Origin of the sequence: Kitasatospora sp. NBC_01250, from assembly GCF_036226465.1 — a bacterium.
Lineage (GTDB): Bacteria > Actinomycetota > Actinomycetes > Streptomycetales > Streptomycetaceae > Kitasatospora.
On record NZ_CP108476.1, the window covers coordinates 2,713,510 to 2,737,086 of the forward strand.

Genomic DNA, 23,577 nt, shown 5'->3' on the forward strand with positions numbered 1-23,577 from the left:
TTGCTCGCGGGTCGCGAACCCGCGCACGTGCGCCCGCCGCTGCCGTCCGGCGGCCCGAGGCCCAGGGGAGTGCCCAGCCGTTCTCGCCGGGCACTCCCCTGGCCTGCCTCACCAGCAGTCCGTCCTCCGGGACTCCCCTCCCCCTTCGCTAGGCCTCCCGGGAACTCGCCCGGTCCAGCGCAGCCGTGAGGATCGGGGCGATGTGCGTCAGGGCATGCGGCTCCATCATCTCGGTGTGGCTGCAGGGAACATCGCTGCTGACGACCTTTCCGCGGACATGGGCGTGCCAGCTGTCGGCCGTGGGTGCCTGCGGCGGCCGGCCCTCGGTGGCGACGAAGAACAGGGCATCGCCGTCGAAGGCTCCGGGCCGGTGACCGCGCACGAGCTTCATGTTGTGGACCCGCGAGGAGGCGGCGGCCGCCGCCATGACATCGGTGGTGCTCAACTCCGCCGGTCCGTCGCCGCGCTCCCGCAGGACGCGGGTGATCTCAGCGGCCGTCCACGGCTGCCCGGATCCGGGGTCCGCATCGAGATCCAGCGCCCGGGCGATGCCCGCGAGTGCGGCTGACTCGTCGAAGTCCGGCGCATCGCCCTGCGACTCCTCCACCCGCGGATAGCTGTCGAGGATGGCCAGCAGGCTCACCTGCTCACCCTGCTGTCGCAGCTGAACGGCCATCTCGTGGGCGACGAGCCCACCGAAGGACCATCCGAGGAGCTGGTAAGGGCCGTTGGGCTGCACGGCGCGGATGTGCTCCAGATAGCCCGCGGCCATCGCTGCGACACTGTCCGGCAGGCCGTCGGCTTCGCGCAGGCTGCGCGCCTGGAGAGCGTAGAGCGGCTGGTCGGCCGGCAGGTGCGGCAGCAGTTCCCGGTAGTTCCAACCGAACCCGAACCCGTGGTGGACGCAGAACAGCGGCGGCCGGCTGCCGGTCGTGCGGAACGGCAGCAGCACCTCCAGGTCGTCCCGCCTGGTCCCCTGCTGCACCTGCTGTGCGAGCCCGGCCACCGTCGGCGCCGAGAACAGCGCCCGGATGTCGACCGACACGCCACGCGCACGCAACCGCTCGACCAGCGACACCGCCAGCAGCGAATGCCCGCCCAGGTCGAAGAAGTTGTCGTCCACGCCGACCTCGGGAACACCGAGCACCTCGGCGAACACCTGACACAGAACCTCTTCACGCGCATTCGCCGGACCACGCCCACCACCGGAGCCCGCCGCATACTCGGGCGCGGGCAGCGCACGCCGGTCCAGCTTCCCGTTCACCGTCACCGGCAACGCATCCAGCACCACCACCGCCGCCGGAACCATGTAATCCGGCAGCACACCCGCCATATGACCGCGCAACCGGCCGGCCAGATCCTCCGACACCCCAGCATCAGCGCCCGGGACCACATAGCCGACCAGCCGCTTGTCCCCCGGCCGGTCCTCCCGCACCACCACGACACCGTGAGCGACCTGCGGGTGCGAGGCCAGCACCGACTCGACCTCGCCCAACTCGATCCGGTACCCACGGATCTTCACCTGGTCGTCCGCACGCCCCAGGAACTCCAGCGCCCCCTCACCGTTCCACCGCGCCAGGTCACCCGTGCGATACATCCGTTCACCCGGCCCACCGAACGGACACGCCACAAAGCGCTCCGACGTCAGACCCGCACGCCCCAGATACCCCCGCGCCAACTGAACACCGGCGATGTACAACTCACCCACCACACCCACCGGCACCGGACCCAACGCATCATCCAGCACATACACCCGCGTATTGGCCATCGGCCGACCGATCGGCACAACACCCTCAGGAATCCGATCACCCACCCCCATCGCAAAGTCGATACACCCCACCGTCGCCTCGGTCGGCCCATAGTGATTGACCAACCCCACCGACGGATGATCACGCCGCCACTCCCGCAACTGCGCACCACTGACCGCCTCACCACCCACCATCATCAGACCACTGGGCACACACCCCTCCCCCAACGCCCCCAGCAACGCCAACCCACTCGGCGTCGCCTTCAAAAACGTGAACCCGCCCACCCCAGCAGCCGCCCGCGGCAACCCCTCGTCCAGCCCGGCCAGCAACACCCGCCCACCACACGTCAACGCACCATAGAGCCCCGTCACACCCGCATCGAACGACGCCGACGCATGCAACAACGTGCTACCCGACAACTCCGGATACGCCCCCCAACACCACACCACATAATTGACCACCCCCCGATGCGCAACCACCACACCCTTCGGACGCCCCGTCGAACCCGACGTATAGATCACATACGCCGGATGCGTCGGCAGAAGCGACACAGTCCGCTCGGCATCGGACACATCCACCGAACCAAAACCGGCCAGCACCCCCGACACCGCCGGATCATCCACCACCACCACCGGCAACGCCCCGACCAGACCAGCCACCACCCGCCCAGCAGCGGCATCACACAACGCCAGTACCGGAGCAGCGTCCTGGAGCATGTAGCCGATCCGGTCCACCGGATACGCCGGATCGATCGGCACATACGCACCACCGGCCTTCACCACCGCCAGCAACGCCACCACCAACTCGACCGACCGCTCCATCACCACCGCAACCAGCGACTCCGGCCCCACACCCCGACCAACCAACAACCGCGCAAGCCGATTCGCCCGCGCATTCAACTCCCCGTACGACACCTCCCGCCCCTCGAACACCACCGCAACCGCACCCGGAGACCTCACCACCTGCGCCTCGAACAGACCCGGCAACGTCCCGGCCAACGCCGGCACCTCGACAGCCGTGTCGTTCCACGCCACCAACACCCGCTCACGCTGCGCCTGGTCCAGCATCGCCACCTGTGCCAGGGGCAGGCCGGGATCACGCTCCAGCGCGGTGAGCAGGCCGTCCAGAGCAGTGCAGGCAAGATCCGCGACCGCCTGCACATCGATGGACACGACCGCCCGCACGCTCAACTCGAACCCGCTGCCGGTGTCGTCCACCGCAGCTGTCAGCGGGTAGTTGTTGCTCTCCTGCCCGTGCAGACGCTCGACGCCCTCCAGACCCTCGCTGGCGGCATCCGTGTCGGGGCTGTGCCGGTAGTTGAACAGGGAGGTGAACAGCGGCAGTTGACCGCTGACACCACTGGCCTTCTGCGCCAGCGCCAACGGTGCGTGCTCGTGCTCCAGCAGGTCGGCAAGACGCCCACGCATCGTCTGCACGGCCTCACCGACACCGAGCCCGGCCGACAACCGCACCGGCAGCGTGTTGATGAACAGACCGGGCACCCGGTCGGCGCCGGCACCCGAGCCCATCCGGCCGAACAGCACCGTGCCGAACACCACGTCCTCACGACCCGAGGTCGCCGCCACCACCCGCGCCCACACCACATGGAACAAGGTGGCCGCACTCACCCCGAGCCCACGTGCACACTCCCGCACCCGCACGGCCAGTTCGGGCGCGAGCATCCGCCGGACCTCGCCGACCTCGAACCCGCCCCCACGCACGTCCAGCACACCGAACGGAGCGGTCGGTTCCTCCACATCCGCCAGCAGACCCGCGAAGAACTCCTCGTGCTCCTGCCGCGAGATCCGCAACCGGGACTGCGCCACATGCTCACGGAACGGCAGCGGCTCGGGCAGACGTTCCGCCTCCCCCTGCACGAACGCCCGCAACTCACCGAACAGCACGTACAAGGCGGTGTGGTCCATGACCAGATGGTGGTGCTGCAGCAACAGCAGCCAGCGCTCGCTGCCCGGCTCCTGGGCGACCCACGCCCGCAGCAACGGCGCCCGACGGATGTCCATCACCGTCCCGCCCAGAGCCATCAGCTGCTCCACCGCGTCCCCGGCCGCCAGCTCGACCTCGACGACCGGCACCTCGGCACGACGCAGCACCACCTGGACCGGCTCCGGCAGCCCCTCCCACGCCACCGCGGTACGCAGAATGTCGTGCCGGTCCACCACCTTCTGCAAGGCGGCCAGGAAACCCTCCAGCCGCCCACGCGAGTCGAAGCCCAGCACCACCGGCGCCACGTAGACATCGGCGCCGTGCCCGGCCTGCATCAGGTGATGGAAGAAGATGCCCTCCTGCAGCGGCGCCAACGGGTACACGTCCGCGATGTTCGCCGCCGCACCGCCGACCGCGGCCACCATCCGGTCGATCTCCTCACCGGTCAGCTCCACCAGTGGCAGCATCTCGGGAGTGATCACCTGGGCATCGGCCGGAATCAGGTTCGCCGGCACCACCACCTCCCGCCGATCCGCAACCGCGGCCGCAAGGCCGGCCACCGTCGGCGCCGAGAACAGGGCCCGGATGTCGACCGACACACCACGGGCACGCAGCCGCTCGACCAGCGACACCGCCAGCAGCGAATGCCCGCCCAGATCAAAGAAGTTGTCGTCCACGCCGACCTCGGGAACACCGAGCACCTCGGCGAACACCTGACACAGAACCTCTTCACGCGCGTCGACCGGACCACGGCCACGGCCACCGCCACCTGAGCCGACCGAATAGTCCGGTGCGGGCAGCGCACGCCGATCCAGCTTGCCGTTCGCCGTCACCGGCAACGCATCGAGCGTCACCACCGCCGCCGGAACCATGTACTCCGGCAACGCCTCGGCCATGTGACCCCGCAGCCCCGCCGGATCGACCGAAGCGCCGACACCGGGGACCACGTAACCGACCAGGCGCTTGTCCCCCGGCTGGTCCTCACGGACCACCACCACGCCCTGCGCCACCGACGGGTGCGAGGCGAGCGCCGTCTGAACCTCGCCCAGCTCGATCCGGAACCCCCGGATCTTCACCTGCTCATCCGCCCGGCCCAGGAACTCCAGCGCGCCCTCGCGGTTCCACCGCACCACATCACCGGTGCGGTACATCCGCTCCCCCGGCCCGCCGAACGGACACGCCACAAAGCGCTCCGACGTCAGGCCCGCACGCCCGAGATAGCCCCGCGCCAACTGGACACCGGCCAGATACAGCTCACCCGCGACACCGATCGGCACCGGGTTCAGCGCATCATCCAGCACGTACAGAAGGGTGTTGGCCAGAGGACGACCGATCGGCACACCCGACAGGTCCTGCCCGGGCCGGCACTCCCACTCCGTGACCTCGATCGACACCTCGGTGGGGCCGTACTGGTTGTACAGCTTCGTGCCACCGAAGAGCTCGAAGAACTTGTGCACCGCGTCCACGGCAAGTTCCTCACCGCCGGCGTTCACGCGTCGCAGCGTCGTCGCGGCGGATCCGGCGGTCGTCGACTCCTGGAGGAACGCCCGCAGCATCGACGGAACGAAGTCGACAAAGGTCACGCCCTCACTGCGGATCAGGGCAGCGAGGTACGCCGGATCCCGATGGCCTTCCGGCCGCGCGACGACGAGCGTCGCACCCCGGGTCAGCGGCCAGAAGAACTCCCGGACCGAGACATCGAAGCCCGACGGCGTCTTCTGCAGCACCCGGTCATCGACCGCCAGCTCGTACTGGACCTGCATCCCGTACAACCGGGTGACGAGACCGGCGTGCGGGATCATGACGCCCTTGGGACGACCGGTGGAACCCGACGTGTAGATCACATACGCCGGATGCGCCGGCGAGAGCGCCGCGGTCCGCTCACCGTCCACCAGGTCGTTGTCCGGCAGCCCGTCACAGCCGGCCGCGAAATCGTCGGCCGACACGATCGGCAGCGTGTCGACGAGGGCCGCCACCGTCTCCCCCGCGCCCCGGTCGCACAGGGCGATGACCGGTTGGCAGTCCTGGAGCATGTAGGCGATCCGGTCGGTCGGGTAGGTCGGGTCGATCGAGACGTACGCGCCGCCGGTCTTCACCACCGCCAGCAACGCCACCACCAGCTCGACCGACCGCTCCATCACCACCGCGACCAGCGCCTCCGGCCCCACACCCCGACCGACCAGCAGGCGGGCGAGCCGGTTCGCCCGCGCATTCAACTCGCGGTACGGCACCTGCTGGCCCTCGAACACCACCGCGGTCGCATCCGGGGACTTCACCACCTGCGCCTCGAACAGCTCCGGCAGCGTCGCAGCCGGCACCTCGACGGTGAGGTCGTTCAACCCCACCAGAACCCGGTCACGCTCGACCCGGTCCAGCACCGCCACCTGCGCCAGAGGCAGACCGGGATCACGCTCCAGCGCGGTCAACAGGCTGTCCAGAGCGGTGTGCGCAAGATCCGCGACCGCCCGGGCATCGATGGACTCGACCGCCTGGACGGTCAGCGCGAACCCGCTGCCGGTGTCGTCCACCGCAGCGATGAGCGGGAAGTTGGTGCTCTCGTGCCCGTGCAGGAACTCGACGCCCGCCAAGCCTTCGCCGGCAGCATCCGTGGCAGGGCTGTGCCGGTAGTTCAACAGGGAGGTGAACAGGGGTAGTTGACCGCTGACGCCACTGGCCTTCTGCGCCAGCGCCAACGGTGCGTGCTCGTGCTCCAGCAGGTCGGCAAGACGCCCACGCATCGTCCGCACCGCCTCACCGACACCGAGCCCGGCCGACAACCGCACCGGCAACGTGTTGATAAACAGGCCAGGGACGCGGTCCGCGCCCACGCCCGCGCTCATCCGGCCGAACAGCACCGTGCCGAACACCACGTCCTCACGACCCGAGGTCGCCGCCACCACCCGCGCCCACACCACATGGAACAAGGTGGCCGCACTCACCCCGAGCCGCCGTGCGCCCTCCCGCACCCGCTTGGCCAACTCAGGGGCGAGCACGCGTCGAACCTCGCCCAGCCCGGAGCCGTCCCCACGCACGTCCAGCACACCGAACGGAGCGGTGGGCTCCTCCACATCCGCCAGCAGACCCGCGAAGAACTCCTCGTGCTCCTGCCGCGAGATCCGCAGCCGCGACTGCGCCACGTACTCACGGAACGGCAACGGCTCGGGCAGACGCTCCACCTCCCCTTGCACGAACGCCCGCAGCTCTCCGAACAGCACCTCCAACGTGGTGTGGTCCATGACCAGATGGTGGTGCCGCAGCAACAGCAACCAGCGCTCGTTGCCCGGCTCCTGGGCGACCCATGCCCGCAGCATCGGCGCCCGACGGATGTCCATCACCGCCTCGCCGAGAGCCACCAACTGCTCCACCGCCTCATGACCCGCCAGTCCGGCCGCCAGCTCGACTTCGACGACCGGCACCTCGGCACGACGCAGCACCACCTGGACCGGCTCCGGCAGCCCCTCCCACACCACCGCCGTACGCAGAATGTCGTGACGATCCACCACCTTCTGCAACGCAGCCAGGAAACCCTCCAACCGCCCACGCGAATCGAAACCCAGCACCGCCGGCGACACATACACATCCGCGCCGTGCTCGGCCTGCATCAGGTGATGGAAGAAGATCCCCTCCTGCAGCGGCGCCAACGGATACACGTCCGCGACCTCCGCCGCCACACCACCGACCGCAGCCACCACCCGGTCGATCTCCGCACCGGTCAACTCCACCAGCGGCAGCATCTCCGGAGTGATCACCCGCGCACCGACCGGAATCAGATTCGCCGGCACCACCACCTCCCGCCGATCCGCCAGCGCCCCGGCAAGGCCGGCCACCGTCGGCGACGAGAACAGCGCCCGGATCTCCACCGACACACCACGCGCACGCAACCGCTCGACCAACGACACCGCCAACAGCGAATGCCCGCCCAGATCAAAGAAGTTGTCATCCACGCCCACCGCAGGCACACCGAGCACCTCGGCGAACACCTGACACAGGATCTCCTCGCGCGCATTCGCCGGACCACGCCCACCACCGGAGCCCGCCGCATACTCGGGCGCGGGCAACGCACGCCGGTCCAGCTTCCCGTTCACCGTCACCGGCAACGCATCCAGCACCACCACCGCCGCCGGAACCATGTAATCCGGCAACCCAGCGGCTACATGAGCACGCAGCCCCGCCACATCAACCGAAGCACCGACACTGGGGACCACATAGCCGACCAGCCGCTTGTCCCCCGGCCGGTCCTCACGCACGACCACCACGGCCTGCCCGACCAGCGGATGGGCCAGCAGTGCGTTCTCGATCTCGCCGAGCTCGATCCGGAACCCCCGGATCTTCACCTGGTCGTCCGCCCGGCCCAGGAACTCCAGTTGGCCGTCGCGGTTCCACCGCGCCAGGTCACCGGTGCGATACATCCGCTCACCCGGCCCACCGAACGGACACGCCACAAAGCGCTCCGACGTCAGACCCGCACGCCCCAGATACCCCCGCGCCAACTGAACACCGGCGATGTACAACTCACCCACCACACCCACCGGCACCGGACCCAACGCATCATCCAGCACATACACCCGCGTATTGGTCAGCGGGCGACCGATCGGCACACCCGACAGAACCTCCCCCGGTCGGCACTCATAAGCCGTGACCTCGATCGAGGCCTCGGTGGGGCCGTACAGGTTGTGCAGCTCCGTGCCGGCACCGACCTGCTTGAAGAACGAGTGCACCGCGGCCACGGGGAGTTCCTCACCACCGCAGGTCACGCATCGCAACGTCGTCGCAGCAGATCCGGCGGTCATCGACTCCTGGAGGAACGCCCGCAGCATCGAGGGGACGAAGTCGGCGACGGTCACGCGCTCACTGCGGATCAGGGCAGCGAGGTAGGCCGGATCCCGGTGGCCTTCCGGCCGTGCGACGACGAGCGTCGCGCCCCGGGTCAGCGGCCAGAAGAGCTCCCGGACCGAAACATCGAAGCCCGACGGCGTCTTCTGCAGCACCCGGTCATCGGCCGCCAGCTCGTACTCGGCCTGCATCCAGTGCAGCCGGTTGGCGATACCGGCGTGCGGGATCACGGCGCCCTTGGGGCGGCCGGTGGAACCCGACGTGTAGATCACATACGCCGGATGCGCCGGCGAAAGCGGCACGGTCCGCTCGGGGTCGGACACATCCGCCGAACCGAACCCGGCGAGCAGCTCGGACACGGCCGGATCATCCACCACCACGATCGGCAGCGCCTCGACCAGAGCAGCGACCACCTGCCCAGCGGCCTGGTCGCACAGGGCCAGCGCCGGAGCGGCGTCCTGGAGCATGTAGCCGATCCGGTCGGTCGGGTAGGCCGGGTCGATCGGCACATACGCACCACCGGCCTTCACCACTGCCAGCAACGCCACCACCAGCTCGACCGACCGCTCCATCACCACCGCGACCAGCGACTCCGGCCCCACACCCCGACCGACCAACAACCGCGCGAGCCGGTTCGCCCGCGCATTCAACTCCCCGTACGACACCTGCTGGCCCGCGAACACCACCGCGGTCGCATCCGGGGACTTCGCCACCTGCGCCTCGAACAGGCCCGGCAACGTCGCAGCCGGCACCGGCACCTCGGTGCCGTTCAACCCCACCAGTACCCGCTCACGCCGCGTCCGGTCCAGGACCGCCACCTGTGCCAGAGGCAGGCCCGGGTCACGCTCCAGCGCGGTCAACAGGCTGTCCAGAGCGGTGTACGCGAGGTCGACAACGGCCTGCGCATCGACTGGCTCCACCGCCTGCACGGTCAGCGCGAACCCACTGCCGGTGTCGTCCACCGAGAGAGACAGCGGGAAGTTGGTGCCGTCGTGCGATCGGAGGAACTCGACGCCCTCCAGGCCTTCGCCGGCAGCATCCGCATCGGGGCCGTGCCGGTAGTTCAACAGCGAGGTGAACAGCGGCAGTTGGCCGCTGACACCACTGGCCTTCTGCGCCAGCGCCAACGGTGCGTGCTCGTGCTCCAGCAGGTCGGCAAGACGCCCACGCATCGTCCGCACCGCCTCACCGACACCGAGCCCGGCCGACAACCGCACCGGCAGCGTGTTGATGAACAGACCGGGCACCCGGTCGGCGCCCACGCCCGCACTCATCCGGCCGAACAGCACCGTGCCGAACACCACGTCCTCACGACCCGAAGTCGCCGCCACCACCCGCGCCCACACCACATGGAACAAGGTCGCCGCACTCACCCCGAGCCCACGCGCACCCTCCCGCACCCGCTTCGCCAACTCAGGGGCGAGCACGCGTCGAACCTCGCCCAGCCCGGAGCCGTCCCCCCGCACATCCAGCACACCGAACGGAGCGGTCGGCTCCTCCACATCCGCCAGCAGACCCGCGAAGAACTCCTCGTGCTCCTGCCGCGAAATCCGCAGCCGCGACTGCGCCACATGCTCACGGAACGGCAACGGCTCGGGCAGACGGGCTTCGGTGCCTTCCACGAATGCCCGCAGCTCGCCGAGCAACACCTCCAAGGCGGTGTGGTCCGTGACCAGGTGGTGTCGCTGCAGCAGCAGCAACCAGCGCTCGCTGCCCGGCTCCTGGGCGACCCATGCCCGCAGCAACGGCGCCCGACGGATGTCCATCGCCGCCTCGCCGAGAACCAAGAGCTGCTCCACCGCGTCCCCGGCCGCAAGCTCGACTTCGACGACCGGCACCTCGGCACGACGCAGCACCACCTGGACCGGCTCCGGCAGCCCCTCCCACACCACCGCCGTACGCAGAATGTCGTGACGATCCACCACCTTCTGCAACGCGGCCAGGAAACCCTCCAACCGCCCACGCGAATCGAAACCCAGCACCGCCGGAGACACATACACATCCGCGCCGTGCTCGGCCTGCATTAGGTGATGGAAGAAGATCCCCTCCTGCAGCGGCGCCAACGGATACACGTCCGCGACCTCCGCCGCCACACCACCGACCGCAGCCACCACACGGTCGATCTCCTCGGCAGTCAGCTCCACCAGCGGCAGCATCTCCGGAGTGATCACCCGCGCACCGACCGGAATCAGATTCGCCGGCACCACCACCTCGGCCCGGCCCGCCACCGACCCGGCAAGCCCGGCCACCGTCGGCGACGAGAACAGCGCCCGGATCTCCACCGACACACCACGCGCACGCAACCGCTCGACCAACGACACCGCCAACAGCGAATGCCCGCCCAGATCGAAGAAGTTGTCGTCCACGCCGACCTCGGGAACACCGAGCACCTCGGCGAACACCTGACACAGAACCTCTTCACGCGCATTCGCCGGACCACGCCCACCACCGGAGCCCGCCGCATACTCGGGCGCGGGCAGCGCACGCCGGTCCAGCTTCCCGTTCACCGTCACCGGCAACGCATCCAGCACCACCACCACCGCCGGAACCATGTAATCCGGCAGCACACCCGCCATATGACCGCGCAACCGGCCGGCCAGATCCTCCGACACCCCAGCATCAGCGCCCGGGACCACATAGCCGACCAGCCGCTTGTCCCCCGGCCGGTCCTCCCGCACCACCACGACACCGTGAGCGACCTGCGGGTGCGAGGCCAGCACCGACTCGACCTCGCCCAACTCGATCCGGTACCCACGGATCTTCACCTGGTCGTCCGCACGCCCCAGGAACTCCAGCGCCCCCTCACCGTTCCACCGCGCCAGGTCACCCGTGCGATACATCCGTTCACCCGGCCCACCGAACGGACACGCCACAAAACGCTCCGCCGTCAGACCCGCACGCCCCAGATACCCCCGCGCCAACTGAACACCGGCGATGTACAACTCACCCACCACACCCACCGGCACCGGACCCAACGCATCATCCAGCACATACACCCGCGTATTGGCCATCGGCCGACCGATCGGCACAACACCCTCAGGAATCCGATCACCCACCCCCATCGCAAAGTCGATACACCCCACCGTCGCCTCGGTCGGCCCATAGTGATTGACCAACCCCACCGACGGATGATCACGCCGCCACTCCCGCAACTGCGCACCACTGACGGCCTCACCACCCACCATCATCAGACCGCTGGGCACACACTCATCGCCCAACGCCCCCAGCAACGCCAACCCACTCGGCGTCGCCTTCAAGAACGTGAACCCGCCCACCCCAGCAGCCGCCCGCGGCAACCCCTCGTCCAGCCCGGCCAGCAACACCCGCCCACCACACGTCAGCGCACCATAGAGCCCCGTCACACCCGCATCGAACGACGCCGACGCATGCAACAACGTGCTACCCGACAACTCCGGATACGCCCCCCAACACCACACCACATAATTGACCACCCCCCGATGCGCAACCACCACACCCTTCGGACGCCCCGTCGAACCCGACGTATAGATCACATACGCCGGATGCGTCGGCAGAAGCGGCACAGTCCGCTCGGCATCGGACAAGTCGCTGTCCGGCAGCCCGTTGCAGCCGGCCGCGAACTCATCAACCGACACGACAGGCAGCGTGCTGACGACGGCAGCCACGACCTCGGCGCTTGCGACATCACACACGGCCAGCGTCGGCTGGGCGTCCTGGAGCATGTAGCCGATCCGGTCCACCGGATACGCCGGATCGATCGGCACATACGCACCACCGGCCTTCACCACCGCCAGCAACGCCACCACCAACTCGACCGACCGCTCCATCACCACCGCAACCAGCGACTCCGGCCCCACCCCCGACCAACCAACAACCGCGCAAGCCGATTCGCCCGCGCATTCAACTCCCCGTACGACACCTCCCGCCCCTCGAACACCACCGCAACCGCACCCGGAGACCTCACCACCTGCGCCTCGAACAGACCCGGCAACGTCCCGGCCAACGCCGGCACCTCGACAGCCGTGTCGTTCCACGCCACCAACACCCGCTCACGCTCGACCGCGTCCAACACCTCAACGCCCGAGACCCGCACGCCCGGATCCGCCGCCACCGCCTCGAGCACCCGCACGAACCGCGCCACGATCTGCTCGGCAGTGACCTGGTCGAACAGATCCCGCGCAAAGGTCAACGACCCGTCCAACCCCCCAACACCAGCCCGCTCACTCACATGGAACGACAGGTCGAACTTCGCGGCAGGCTCACCCGAAGAAAACGGCACCGAAACGACCCCGGGCAGATCCAACACCGTCTCCGCATTGTTCTGCACCACCAACATCACCTGGAACAACGGATGCCGCGCCATCGACCGAACCGGAGCAAGCTCCTCCACCAACCGCTCGAACGGCACATCCTGAAACCCGTGCGCCGCCAACGCAGCAGCCCGCACCCGCCCGAGCAACTCGGTGAACACCGGATCACCCGACACATCAGTCCGCAACACCAACGTATTGACGAAAACCCCGACCAGATCATCCAACGCCTGATCAGTACGCCCCGCAATCGCCGTACCCACCGGAATATCGGCCCCCGCACCAAGCCGCGACAACAACACCCCCAACGCCGCCTGCAACACCATGTGCAACGTCACACCCTCAGCCCGCGCCAACCGCACCAAACCCCCGTGCACACCAGCCGGAACCACCAACCGAACCGAACCACCACGATGAGAAGCCACCGCCGGACGCACCCGATCAACCGGCAGCACCAACTCCTCCGGCACACCCGCCAAAACCCCACGCCAATACGCCAACTGCTCCGACACCACACTGCCCGGATCGTCGACGTCCCCCAACAACTCCCGCTGCCACAACGCATAATCCGCATACTGCACCGGCAACACCCCCCACCGCGGCACACCTCCCCCGACCCGCGCCGCATACGCCGCCGAAACATCCCGCCCCAAAATCGCCGACGACCAGCCGTCACCCGCAATATGGTGCATCACCACCACCAGCACACACTCCCCCGGAGAAAGAGTGAACACACTGGCACGCAACGGAACCTCGACCGACAAATCAAACGGACACCGCGCAACCCCCGCCACCGCCTCCGCCAAACCCGCCTCACCCAACCCCGAACCATCAACAACCGTGACCAGCGCACCAACCTCCTCAACCCCCACCACCCGCTGACACGGCCGCCCATCCACCACCGAGAACACCGTCCGCAACGCCTCATGACGACCCACCACATCACGCAACGCCGCATCCAACGCCACAACATCCAACCCACCACTCAACCGCAAAGCCACCGGCATGTTGTACGTCGCACTCGGCCCCTCCAACTGCCCCAAAAACCACAACCGCTGCTGCGCAAACGACAACGGCACCACCTCAGGCCGCACCACAGCAACCACCGCCGGACGCGCCACCCCAGCCCCCACCACCTGCCGCGCAAACCCAGCCACCGTCGGAAACTCGAACAACGCCCGAATCCCCACCTCCACACCCAACACCACACGAACACGACTCACCAACCGCGTCGCCAACAGCGAATGCCCACCCAGATCAAAGAAGTTGTCATCCACACCCACCGCAGGCACACCCAGCACCTCGGCAAACACCTGACACAGAACCTCCTCACGCGCATCCACCGGACCACGCCCACCACCCGAACCCACCCCGTACTCCGGCACCGGCAGCGCACGACGGTCCAACTTCCCGTTCACCGTCACCGGCAACGCATCCAGCACCACCACCGCCGCCGGAACCATGTAATCCGGCAGCAGATCCGCCAGGTGATCCCGCACCCGACCGGCCAGACCCTCCAACACCCCAGCGGCGGGGACTACATAACCGATCAGCCGCTTGTCCCCCGGCTGGTCCTCACGGACCACCACCACCGCTTGCGCCACCGAGGGGTGCGAGGCGAGCGCCGTCTGAACCTCGCCCAGCTCGATCCGGAACCCCCGGATCTTCACCTGCTCATCCGCCCGGCTCACGAACTCCAGCGCGCCCTCGCGGTTCCACCGCACCACATCACCGGTGCGATACATCCGCTCGCCGGCCACGCCGAACGGACACGCCACAAAGCGCTCCGACGTCAGACCCGCACGCCCCAGATACCCCCGCGCCAACTGGACGCCCGCCAGATACAACTCACCTGCGACACCCACCGGGACAGGCTGCAGCTGCGCATCAAGCACATACACCCGCGTGTTGGCCAGAGGGTGACCGATCGGCACACCTGACAGAACCTGCCCGGGCCGGCACTCCCATTCCGTGACCTCGATCGAGGCCTCGGTGGGGCCGTACTGGTTGTACAGCTTCGTCCCAGCACCGAAGATCTCGAAGAACGTGTGCACCGTATCCACGGCGAGTTCTTCACCGCCGGCGTTCACGCGTCGCAGCGTCGTCGCGGCGGATCCGGCGGTCGTCGACTCCTGGAGGAACGCCCGCAGCATCGACGGAACGAAGTCGGCAAGGGTCACGCGCTCACTGCGGATCAGGGCAGCGAGGTAGGCCGGATCCCGGTGGCCTTCCGGCCGTGCGACGATGAGCGTCGCGCCCTTGGTCAGCGGCCAGAAGAACTCGCGGACCGAGACATCGAAGCCCGACGGCGTCTTCTGCAGCACCCGGTCATCGACCGCCAGCCCGTACTGGATCTGCATCCCGTGCAGCTGGTTGACGATACCGGCGTGCGGGATCATGACACCCTTGGGGCGGCCGGTGGAACCCGACGTGTAGATCACATACGCCGGATGCGCCGGCGAGAGCGCCGCGGTCCGCTCAGCGTCGACCAGGTCGTTGTCCGGCAGCCCGTCACAGCCGGCCGCGAACTCATCAACCGACACGACAGGCAGCGTGCTGACGACGGCAGCCACGACCTCGGCGCTTGCGACATCACACACGGCCAGCGTCGGCTGGGCGTCCTGGAGCATGTAGCCGATCCGGTCCACCGGATACGCCGGATCGATCGGCACATACGCACCACCGGCCTTCACCACCGCCAGCAACGCCACCACCAACTCGACCGACCGCTCCATCACCACCGCAACCAGCGACTCCGGCCCCACACCCCGACCAACCAACAACCGCGCAAGCCGATTCGCCCGCGCATTCAACTCCCCGTACGACACCTCCCGCCCCTCGAACACCACCGCAACCGCACCCGGAGACCTCACCACCTGCGCCTCGAACAGACCCGGCAACGTCCCGGCCAACGCCGGCACCTCGACAGTGAGGTCGTTCAACCCCACCAGCACCCGCTCACGCTCGACCCGGTCCAGGACCGCCACCTGCGCCAGAGGCAGGCCCGGATCACGCTCCAGAGCGGCAAGCAGGCTGTCCAGAGCGGTGTCCGTCAGGTCAGCGACCGCCTGGGCATCGATGCGCTCCACCGCCTGCACGGTCAGCAGGAACCCGTCGCCGGTGTCATCCACCGAAACGGTGAGCGCGTAGTTGGTGGCCTCGTGCGAATGGAGGAGTTCGACGCCCTCCAGGCTGTCATGGACAGCGTCCATGTCGGGGCTGTGCCGATAGTTCAACAGGGAGGTGAACAGCGGTAGTTGACCGCTGACGCCACTGGCCTTCTGCGCCAGCGCCAACGGTGCGTGCTCATGCTCCAGCAGGTCGGCAAGACGCCCACGCATCGTCTGCACGGCCTCACCGACACCGAGCCCGGCCGACAACCGCACCGGCAGCGTGTTGATGAACAGGCCAGGGACGCGGTCGGCACCCACACCCGCACTCATCCGGCCGAACAGCACCGTGCCGAACACCACGTCCTCACGACCCGAGGTCGCCGCCACCACCCGCGCCCACACCACATGGAACAACGTCGCCGCACTCACCCCGAGCCCACGCGCACCCTCCCGCACCCGCTTGGCCAGCTCAGGCGACAGGGCACGACGAACCTCACGCAGCCCAGAGCCGTCACCCCGCACATCCAGCACACCGAACGGGGCGGTCGGCTCCTCCACATCCGCCAGCAGACCCGCGAAGAACTCCTCATGCTCCTGCCGGGTGATCCGCAGCCGCGACTGCGCCACGTACTCACGGAACGGCAACGGCACCGGCAGACGCTCGACATCCCCCTCCACGAACGCCCGCAACTCGCCGAACAGCACCTCCAACGTGGTGTGGTCCGTGACCAGGTGGTGCTGCCGCAGCAGCAGCAACCAGCGCTCGCTGCCCGGCTCCTGGGCGACCCACGCCCGCATCAACGGCGCCCGACGGATGTCCATCACCGCGTCGCCGAGAGCCAGCAGCTGCTCCACCGCCTCATGACCCGCCAGTCCGGCCGCCAGCTCGACTTCGACGACCGGCACCTCGGCACGACGCAGCACCACCTGGACCGGCTCCGGCAGCCCCTCCCACACCACCGCCGTACGCAGAATGTCGTGACGATCCACCACCTTCTGCAACGCAGCCAGGAAACCCTCCAACCGCCCACGCGAATCAAAACCCAGCACCGCCGGCGACACATACACATCCGCGCCGTGCTCGGCCTGCATCAGATGGTGGAAGAAGATCCCCTCCTGCAACGGCGCCAACGGATACACATCCGCGACCTCCGCCGCCACACCACCGACCGCAGCCACCACCCGGTCGATCTCCGCACCGGTCAACTCCACCAGCGGCAGCATCTCCGGAGTGATCACCCGCGCACCGACCGGAATCAGATTCGCCGGCACCACCACCTCGGCCCGGCCCGCCACCGACCCGGCAAGCCCGGCCACCGTCGGCGACGAGAACAGCGCCCGGATCTCCACCGACACACCACGCGCACGCAACCGCTCGACCAACGACACCGCCAACAGCGAATGCCCGCCCAGATCGAAGAAGTCGTCATCCACGCCGACCTCGGGAACACCGAGCACCTCGGCGAACACCTGACACAGAACCTCTTCACGCGCATTCGCCGGACCACGCCCACCACCGGAGCCCGCCGCATACACCGGTGCGGGCAGCGCACGCCGGTCCAGCTTCCCGTTCACCGTCACCGGCAACGCATCCAGCACCACCAGGGCCGCCGGAACCATGTAATCCGGCAGCACAGCAGCTACATGAACACGCAGCCCCGCCACATCAACCGAAGCGCCGACGCCCGGGACCACATAGCCGACCAGCCGCTTGTCCCCCGGCCGGTCCTCCCGCACCACCACCGCGGCCTGCGCCACCGAGGGGTGCGAGGCCAGCACCGATTCGACCTCGCCCAACTCGATCCGGAAGCCCCGGATCTTCACCTGGTCGTCCGCACGCCCCACAAACTCCAGTCGACCGTCGCGGTTCCAGCGCACCACATCACCGGTGCGGTACATCCGCTCGCCGGCCACGCCGAACGGACACGCCACAAAACGCTCCGCCGTCAGACCCGCACGCCCCACATAGCCCCGCGCCAGCCCGGAGCCCGCCACGTACAACTCACCCGCGACACCGACCGGCACCGGGTTCAGCGCATCATCGAGCACATACAGACGCATGTTGGCTATCGGACGACCGATCGGCACCGACCGCGCGAGGTCCGGCGGGGTGGACATGGCATGCGTGGTGGCGAAGACCGTTGTCTCGGTCGGCCCATAGCCGTTGACGACCGTAAGACCGGGGCACGCGCTGATCACCCGTTCAACCGCGGTCGGGGGCAACACGTCGCCGCCCGACCAGACCTGGCGCAGCGTGCCCAGCGATGCCGGATCCTCCGCCGCCACCACATTGAAGAGGCCCGCGGTCAGCCACATGGCGGTGACCTCGTACTCGGCCGCCAACCGCACCAGCTGGAACGGATCCCTGGACCCAGGCGGGGCTATGACGACGCGTCCTCCGTTGAGCGCCGGAACCCAGAACTCATAGGTCAAGGCATCGAACGTGTGGGGCGAGTGCAGAAGCACGCACCTGCTCCCATCACCGTCGAACCGACGGTCCCCCGCCAGCTCCACGACGTCCTGCTGGGTGACGACCACGCCCTTGGGACGGCCGGTGGAACCGGAGGTGTAGATCACGTACGCCGGATGCTCCGGCGAAAGCGGCACAGTCCGCTCGGCATCGGACACATCGGCCGCGTCGAACCCGGCCATCGCCTCCCGCGCGTCCACCGTGTCGAGCACCAGCACCGCCACGGCCGCATCGGCAAGACACTCCCGGACCGTGCCCACACTCCCGGCAGCCTGGTCGATCAGCGCCATGGCCGGCCGGGCCTCGCGGAGCATGTAGGCGATCCGGTCCGCCGGATACGCCGCATCGATCGTCACATGCGCACCGCCGGCCTTCACCACCGCCAGCAACGCCACCATCAGGTCGACCGAGCGCTCCATCACCACCGCAACCAGCGACTCCGGCCCGACACCCCGGCCGACCAGCAGGCGGGCAAGCCGGTTCGCCCGCGCATTCAACTCGCCGTACGACACCGCCTGGCCCTCGAACACGAGCGCAGTCGCATCGGGGGACTTCGCGGCCTGCGCCTCGAACAACTCCGGCAGCGTCGCAGTCGGCACCGGCACCGCGGTGTCGTTCCACGCCACCAACACCCGCTCACGCTCGACCGCGTCCAACACCTCAACGCCCGAGACCCGCACGCCCGGATCCGCCGCCACCGCCTCGAGCACCCGCACGAACCGCGCCACGATCTGCTCGGCAGTGACCTGGTCGAACAGATCCCGCGCAAAGGTCAACGACCCGTCCAACCCCCCAACACCAGCCCGCTCACTCACATCGAAGGACAGGTCGAACTTCGCGGCAGGCTCACCCGAAGAGAACGGCACCGAAACGACCCCGGGCAGATCCAGCACCGTCTCCGCATTGTTCTGCACCACCAACATCACCTGGAACAACGGATGCCGCGCCATCGACCGAACCGGAGCAAGCTCCTCCACCAACCGCTCGAACGGCACATCCTGAAACCCGTGCGCCGCCAACGCAGCAGCCCGCACCCGCCCGAGCAACTCGGTGAACACCGGATCACCCGACACATCAGTCCGCAACACCAACGTATTGACGAAAACCCCGACCAGATCATCCAACGCCTGATCAGTACGCCCCGCAATCGCCGTACCCACCGGAATATCGGCCCCCGCACCAAGCCGCGACAACAACACCCCCAACGCCGCCTGCAACACCATGTGCAACGTCACACCCTCAGCCCGCGCCAACCGCACCAAACCCCCGTGCACACCAGCCGGAACCACCAACCGAACCGAACCACCACGATGAGAAGCCACCGCCGGACGCACCCGATCAACCGGCAGCACCAACTCCTCCGGCACACCCGCCAAAACCCCACGCCAATACGCCAACTGCTCCGACACCACACTGCCCGGATCGTCGACGTCCCCCAACAACTCCCGCTGCCACAACGCATAATCCGCATACTGCACCGGCAACACCCCCCACCGCGGCACACCTCCCCCGACCCGCGCCGCATACGCCGCCGAAACATCCCGCCCCAAAATCGCCGACGACCAGCCGTCACCCGCAATATGGTGCATCACCACCACCAGCACACACTCCCCCGGAGAAAGAGTGAACACACTGGCACGCAACGGAACCTCGACCGACAAATCAAACGGACACCGCGCAACCCCCGCCACCGCCTCCGCCAAACCCGCCTCACCCAACCCCGAACCATCAACAACCGTGACCAGCGCACCAACCTCCTCAACCCCCACCACCCGCTGACACGGCCGCCCATCCACCACCGAGAACACCGTCCGCAACGCCTCATGACGACCCACCACATCACGCAACGCCGCATCCAACGCCACAACATCCAACCCACCACTCAACCGCAAAGCCACCGGCATGTTGTACGTCGCACTCGGCCCCTCCAACTGCCCCAAAAACCACAACCGCTGCTGCGCAAACGACAACGGCACCACCTCAGGCCGCACCACAGCAACCACCGCCGGACGCGCCACCCCAGCCCCCACCACCTGCCGCGCAAACCCAGCCACCGTCGGAAACTCGAACAACGCCCGAATCCCCACCTCCACACCCAACACCACACGAACACGACTCACCAACCGCGTCGCCAACAGCGAATGCCCACCCAGATCAAAGAAGTTGTCATCCACACCCACCGCAGGCACACCCAGCACCTCGGCAAACACCTGACACAGAACCTCCTCACGCGCATCCACCGGACCACGCCCACCACCCGAACCCACCCCGTACTCCGGCACCGGCAGCGCACGACGGTCCAACTTCCCGTTCACCGTCACCGGCAACGCATCCAGCACCACCACCGCCGCCGGAACCATGTAATCCGGCAGCACAGCAGCTACATGAGCACGCAGCCCCGCCGGATCAACCGAAGCACCGACAGCCGGGACCGCGTACCCGACCAGGCGCTTGTCCCCCGGCCGGTCCTCCCGCACCACCACGACACCGTGAGCGACCTGCGGGTGCGAGGCCAGCACCGACTCGACCTCACCCAACTCGATCCGGTACCCACGGATCTTCACCTGGTCGTCCGCACGCCCCAGGAACTCCAGCGCCCCCTCACCGTTCCACCGCGCCAGGTCACCCGTGCGATACATCCGCTCACCCGGCCCACCGAACGGACACGCCACAAAACGCTCCGACGTCAGACCCGCACGCCCCAGATACCCCCGCGCCAACTGAACACCAGCGATGTACAACTCACCCACCACACCCACCGGCACCGGACCCAACGCATCATCCAGCACATACACCCGCGTATTGGCCATCGGCCGACCGATCGGCACAACACCCTCAGGAATCCGATCACCCACCCCCATCGCAAAGTCGATACACCCCACCGTCGCCTCGGTCGGCCCATAGTGATTGACCAACCCCACCGACGGATGATCACGCCGCCACTCCCGCAACTGCGCACCACTGACCGCCTCACCACCCACCATCATCAGACCACTGGGCACACACCCCTCCCCCAACGCCCCCAGCAACGCCAACCCACTCGGCGTCGCCTTCAAAAACGTGAACCCGCCCACCCCAGCAGCCGCCCGCGGCAACCCCTCGTCCAGCCCGGCCAGCAACACCCGCCCACCACACGTCAACGCACCATAGAGCCCCGTCACACCCGCATCGAACGACGCCGACGCATGCAACAACGTGCTACCCGACAACTCCGGATACGCCCCCCAACACCACACCACATAATTGACCACCCCCCGATGCGCAACCACCACACCCTTCGGACGCCCCGTCGAACCCGACGTATAGATCACATACGCCGGATGCGTCGGCAGAAGCGACACAGTCCGCTCGGCATCGGACACATCCACCGAACCAAAACCGGCCAGCACCCCCGACACCGCCGGATCATCCACCACCACCACCGGCAACGCCCCGACCAGACCAGCCACCACCCGCCCAGCAGCGGCATCACACAACGCCAGTACCGGAGCAGCGTCCTGGAGCATGTAGCCGATCCGGTCCACCGGATACGCCGGATCGATCGGCACATACGCACCACCGGCCTTCACCACCGCCAGCAACGCCACCACCAACTCGACCGACCGCTCCATCACCACCGCAACCAGCGACTCCGGCCCCACACCCCGACCAACCAACAACCGCGCAAGCCGATTCGCCCGCGCATTCAACTCCCCGTACGACACCTCCCGCCCCTCGAACACCACCGCAACCGCACCCGGAGACCTCACCACCTGCGCCTCGAACAGACCCGGCAACGTCCCGGCCAACGCCGGCACCTCGACAGCCGTGTCGTTCCACGCCACCAACACCCGCTCACGCTCGACCGCGTCCAACACCTCAACGCCCGAGACCCGCACGCCCGGATCCGCCGCCACCAGCGTTTCGAGCAGCCGGGCAAAGCGCTCGGTGTGCGCGGCCACGTCGTCGGCCCCGTAGATCGCCGGGTTCGCGTTGATCGTCAAGCGGATCCCGTGCCGCCCGCGGTCGTAGACCACGAAGTCCAGGTTCTTGACCGCCCCGTTGGACAGGTTGTGCACCGTGGCGTGGTGGCCGGCGAAGCGAAGCGCATCCTCGTCGAGCGCCATCACGTTGACGCTCGACCCGAAGAGGTCTCCACCCATCCCGACGCGGCCGAGGTCTCGGCGCATGTCCTCGAGCCGGTAGTTCTGGTGGCGCAGCGCGCCGCGCATGACGGCGCTGACCTGTCGCATCAGGTCGGCCAGCGTGGCACCGGGGTCCACCGGTATGCGCAGGGGAAGCGCGTTCGCAAGGTCTCCGGGGATGGTGCGCTGCAGTTCGCTGGTGCGGGCGCTCACCGGCAGGCCGAGCACCGCCTCGGCGCTCCCGGTCAGCCGGGCTGTGTACAGGGCCGCCGCGGCCATCACCAGGACCGGCAGCGCGGTGCGGTAGCCCCTGGCCGCCGCACGCAGCCGCTCCGCCGTGTCCGGTGCCATGTCGACGGTGTGGCGCAGGAAGCTCTTCGAGGCCGGGGCCATGCGTCCGGCCAGGCTGACCGGCTCCGGCGCATCCGCCAGCGCCTGCGTCCAGTACTCCCGGTCGGCCGCGAACCGTTCGGACGCGCGGTAGGCCGCATCCTGCTCCAGCAGGTGGCGCAGCGGTGGCAGCGCGGCCCCGAAGTCGTCCAGCCCCTCGGTCATGGCCGTGTAGATCTCGGCGACCCGTCGGGCCAACAGGGATCCGGTGTAGCCGTCGCCCACCAGGTGATGTCCGCGCTGGTACCACAGGAGCCGGTCCGGGCCGGCCACGAACAGCACCACGGTGTAGAGCGGTCCGTGCTCCAGGTCCATCGGACGGGCGGTCTCCGCACGCATCCGGGCGAGCGCATCGGCCAACGGATCGTCCGCGCCACTGACGTCCACCACGTCGAGCGGCCAGTCCGGCCGCGGATCGAGGACCTGGCTCACCCGGTCCCCGACCTGGCGGAAGCGCAGCGACAGCGTCTCGGCCTCCGCCACCGTCTTCCGCAGCGCCGCCTCGAACAGGGCCAGGTCCACCGCGCCATGGATCTCCACGTACTCGGCGATCTGGTACGTCATGCCGGCAGGAGCGAACTGTTGGGCGAACCACACGCCCTCCTGGCTCGCCATCAGGTTGAGTTCACCGTTTACAGAACCGGACATGCGTGCGCCTTCCAACGA

At 68.2% G+C, this 23,577-nt stretch carries 2 protein-coding genes; both read right to left on the reverse strand.

The features are described from left to right. Window positions 1-148: 148 nt before the first annotated feature. Window positions 149-12,361, reverse strand: coding sequence for a non-ribosomal peptide synthetase (locus OG500_RS11020; protein WP_329579236.1), 12,213 nt, complete (start codon window positions 12,359-12,361; stop codon window positions 149-151). After that, complete coding sequence (locus tag OG500_RS11025; RefSeq protein WP_329579239.1) at window positions 12,331-23,559, reverse strand: non-ribosomal peptide synthetase; 11,229 nt, start codon at window positions 23,557-23,559, stop codon at window positions 12,331-12,333. The genes OG500_RS11020 and OG500_RS11025 overlap by 31 nt, the downstream gene beginning before the upstream one ends. Window positions 23,560-23,577 lie beyond the last annotated feature (18 nt).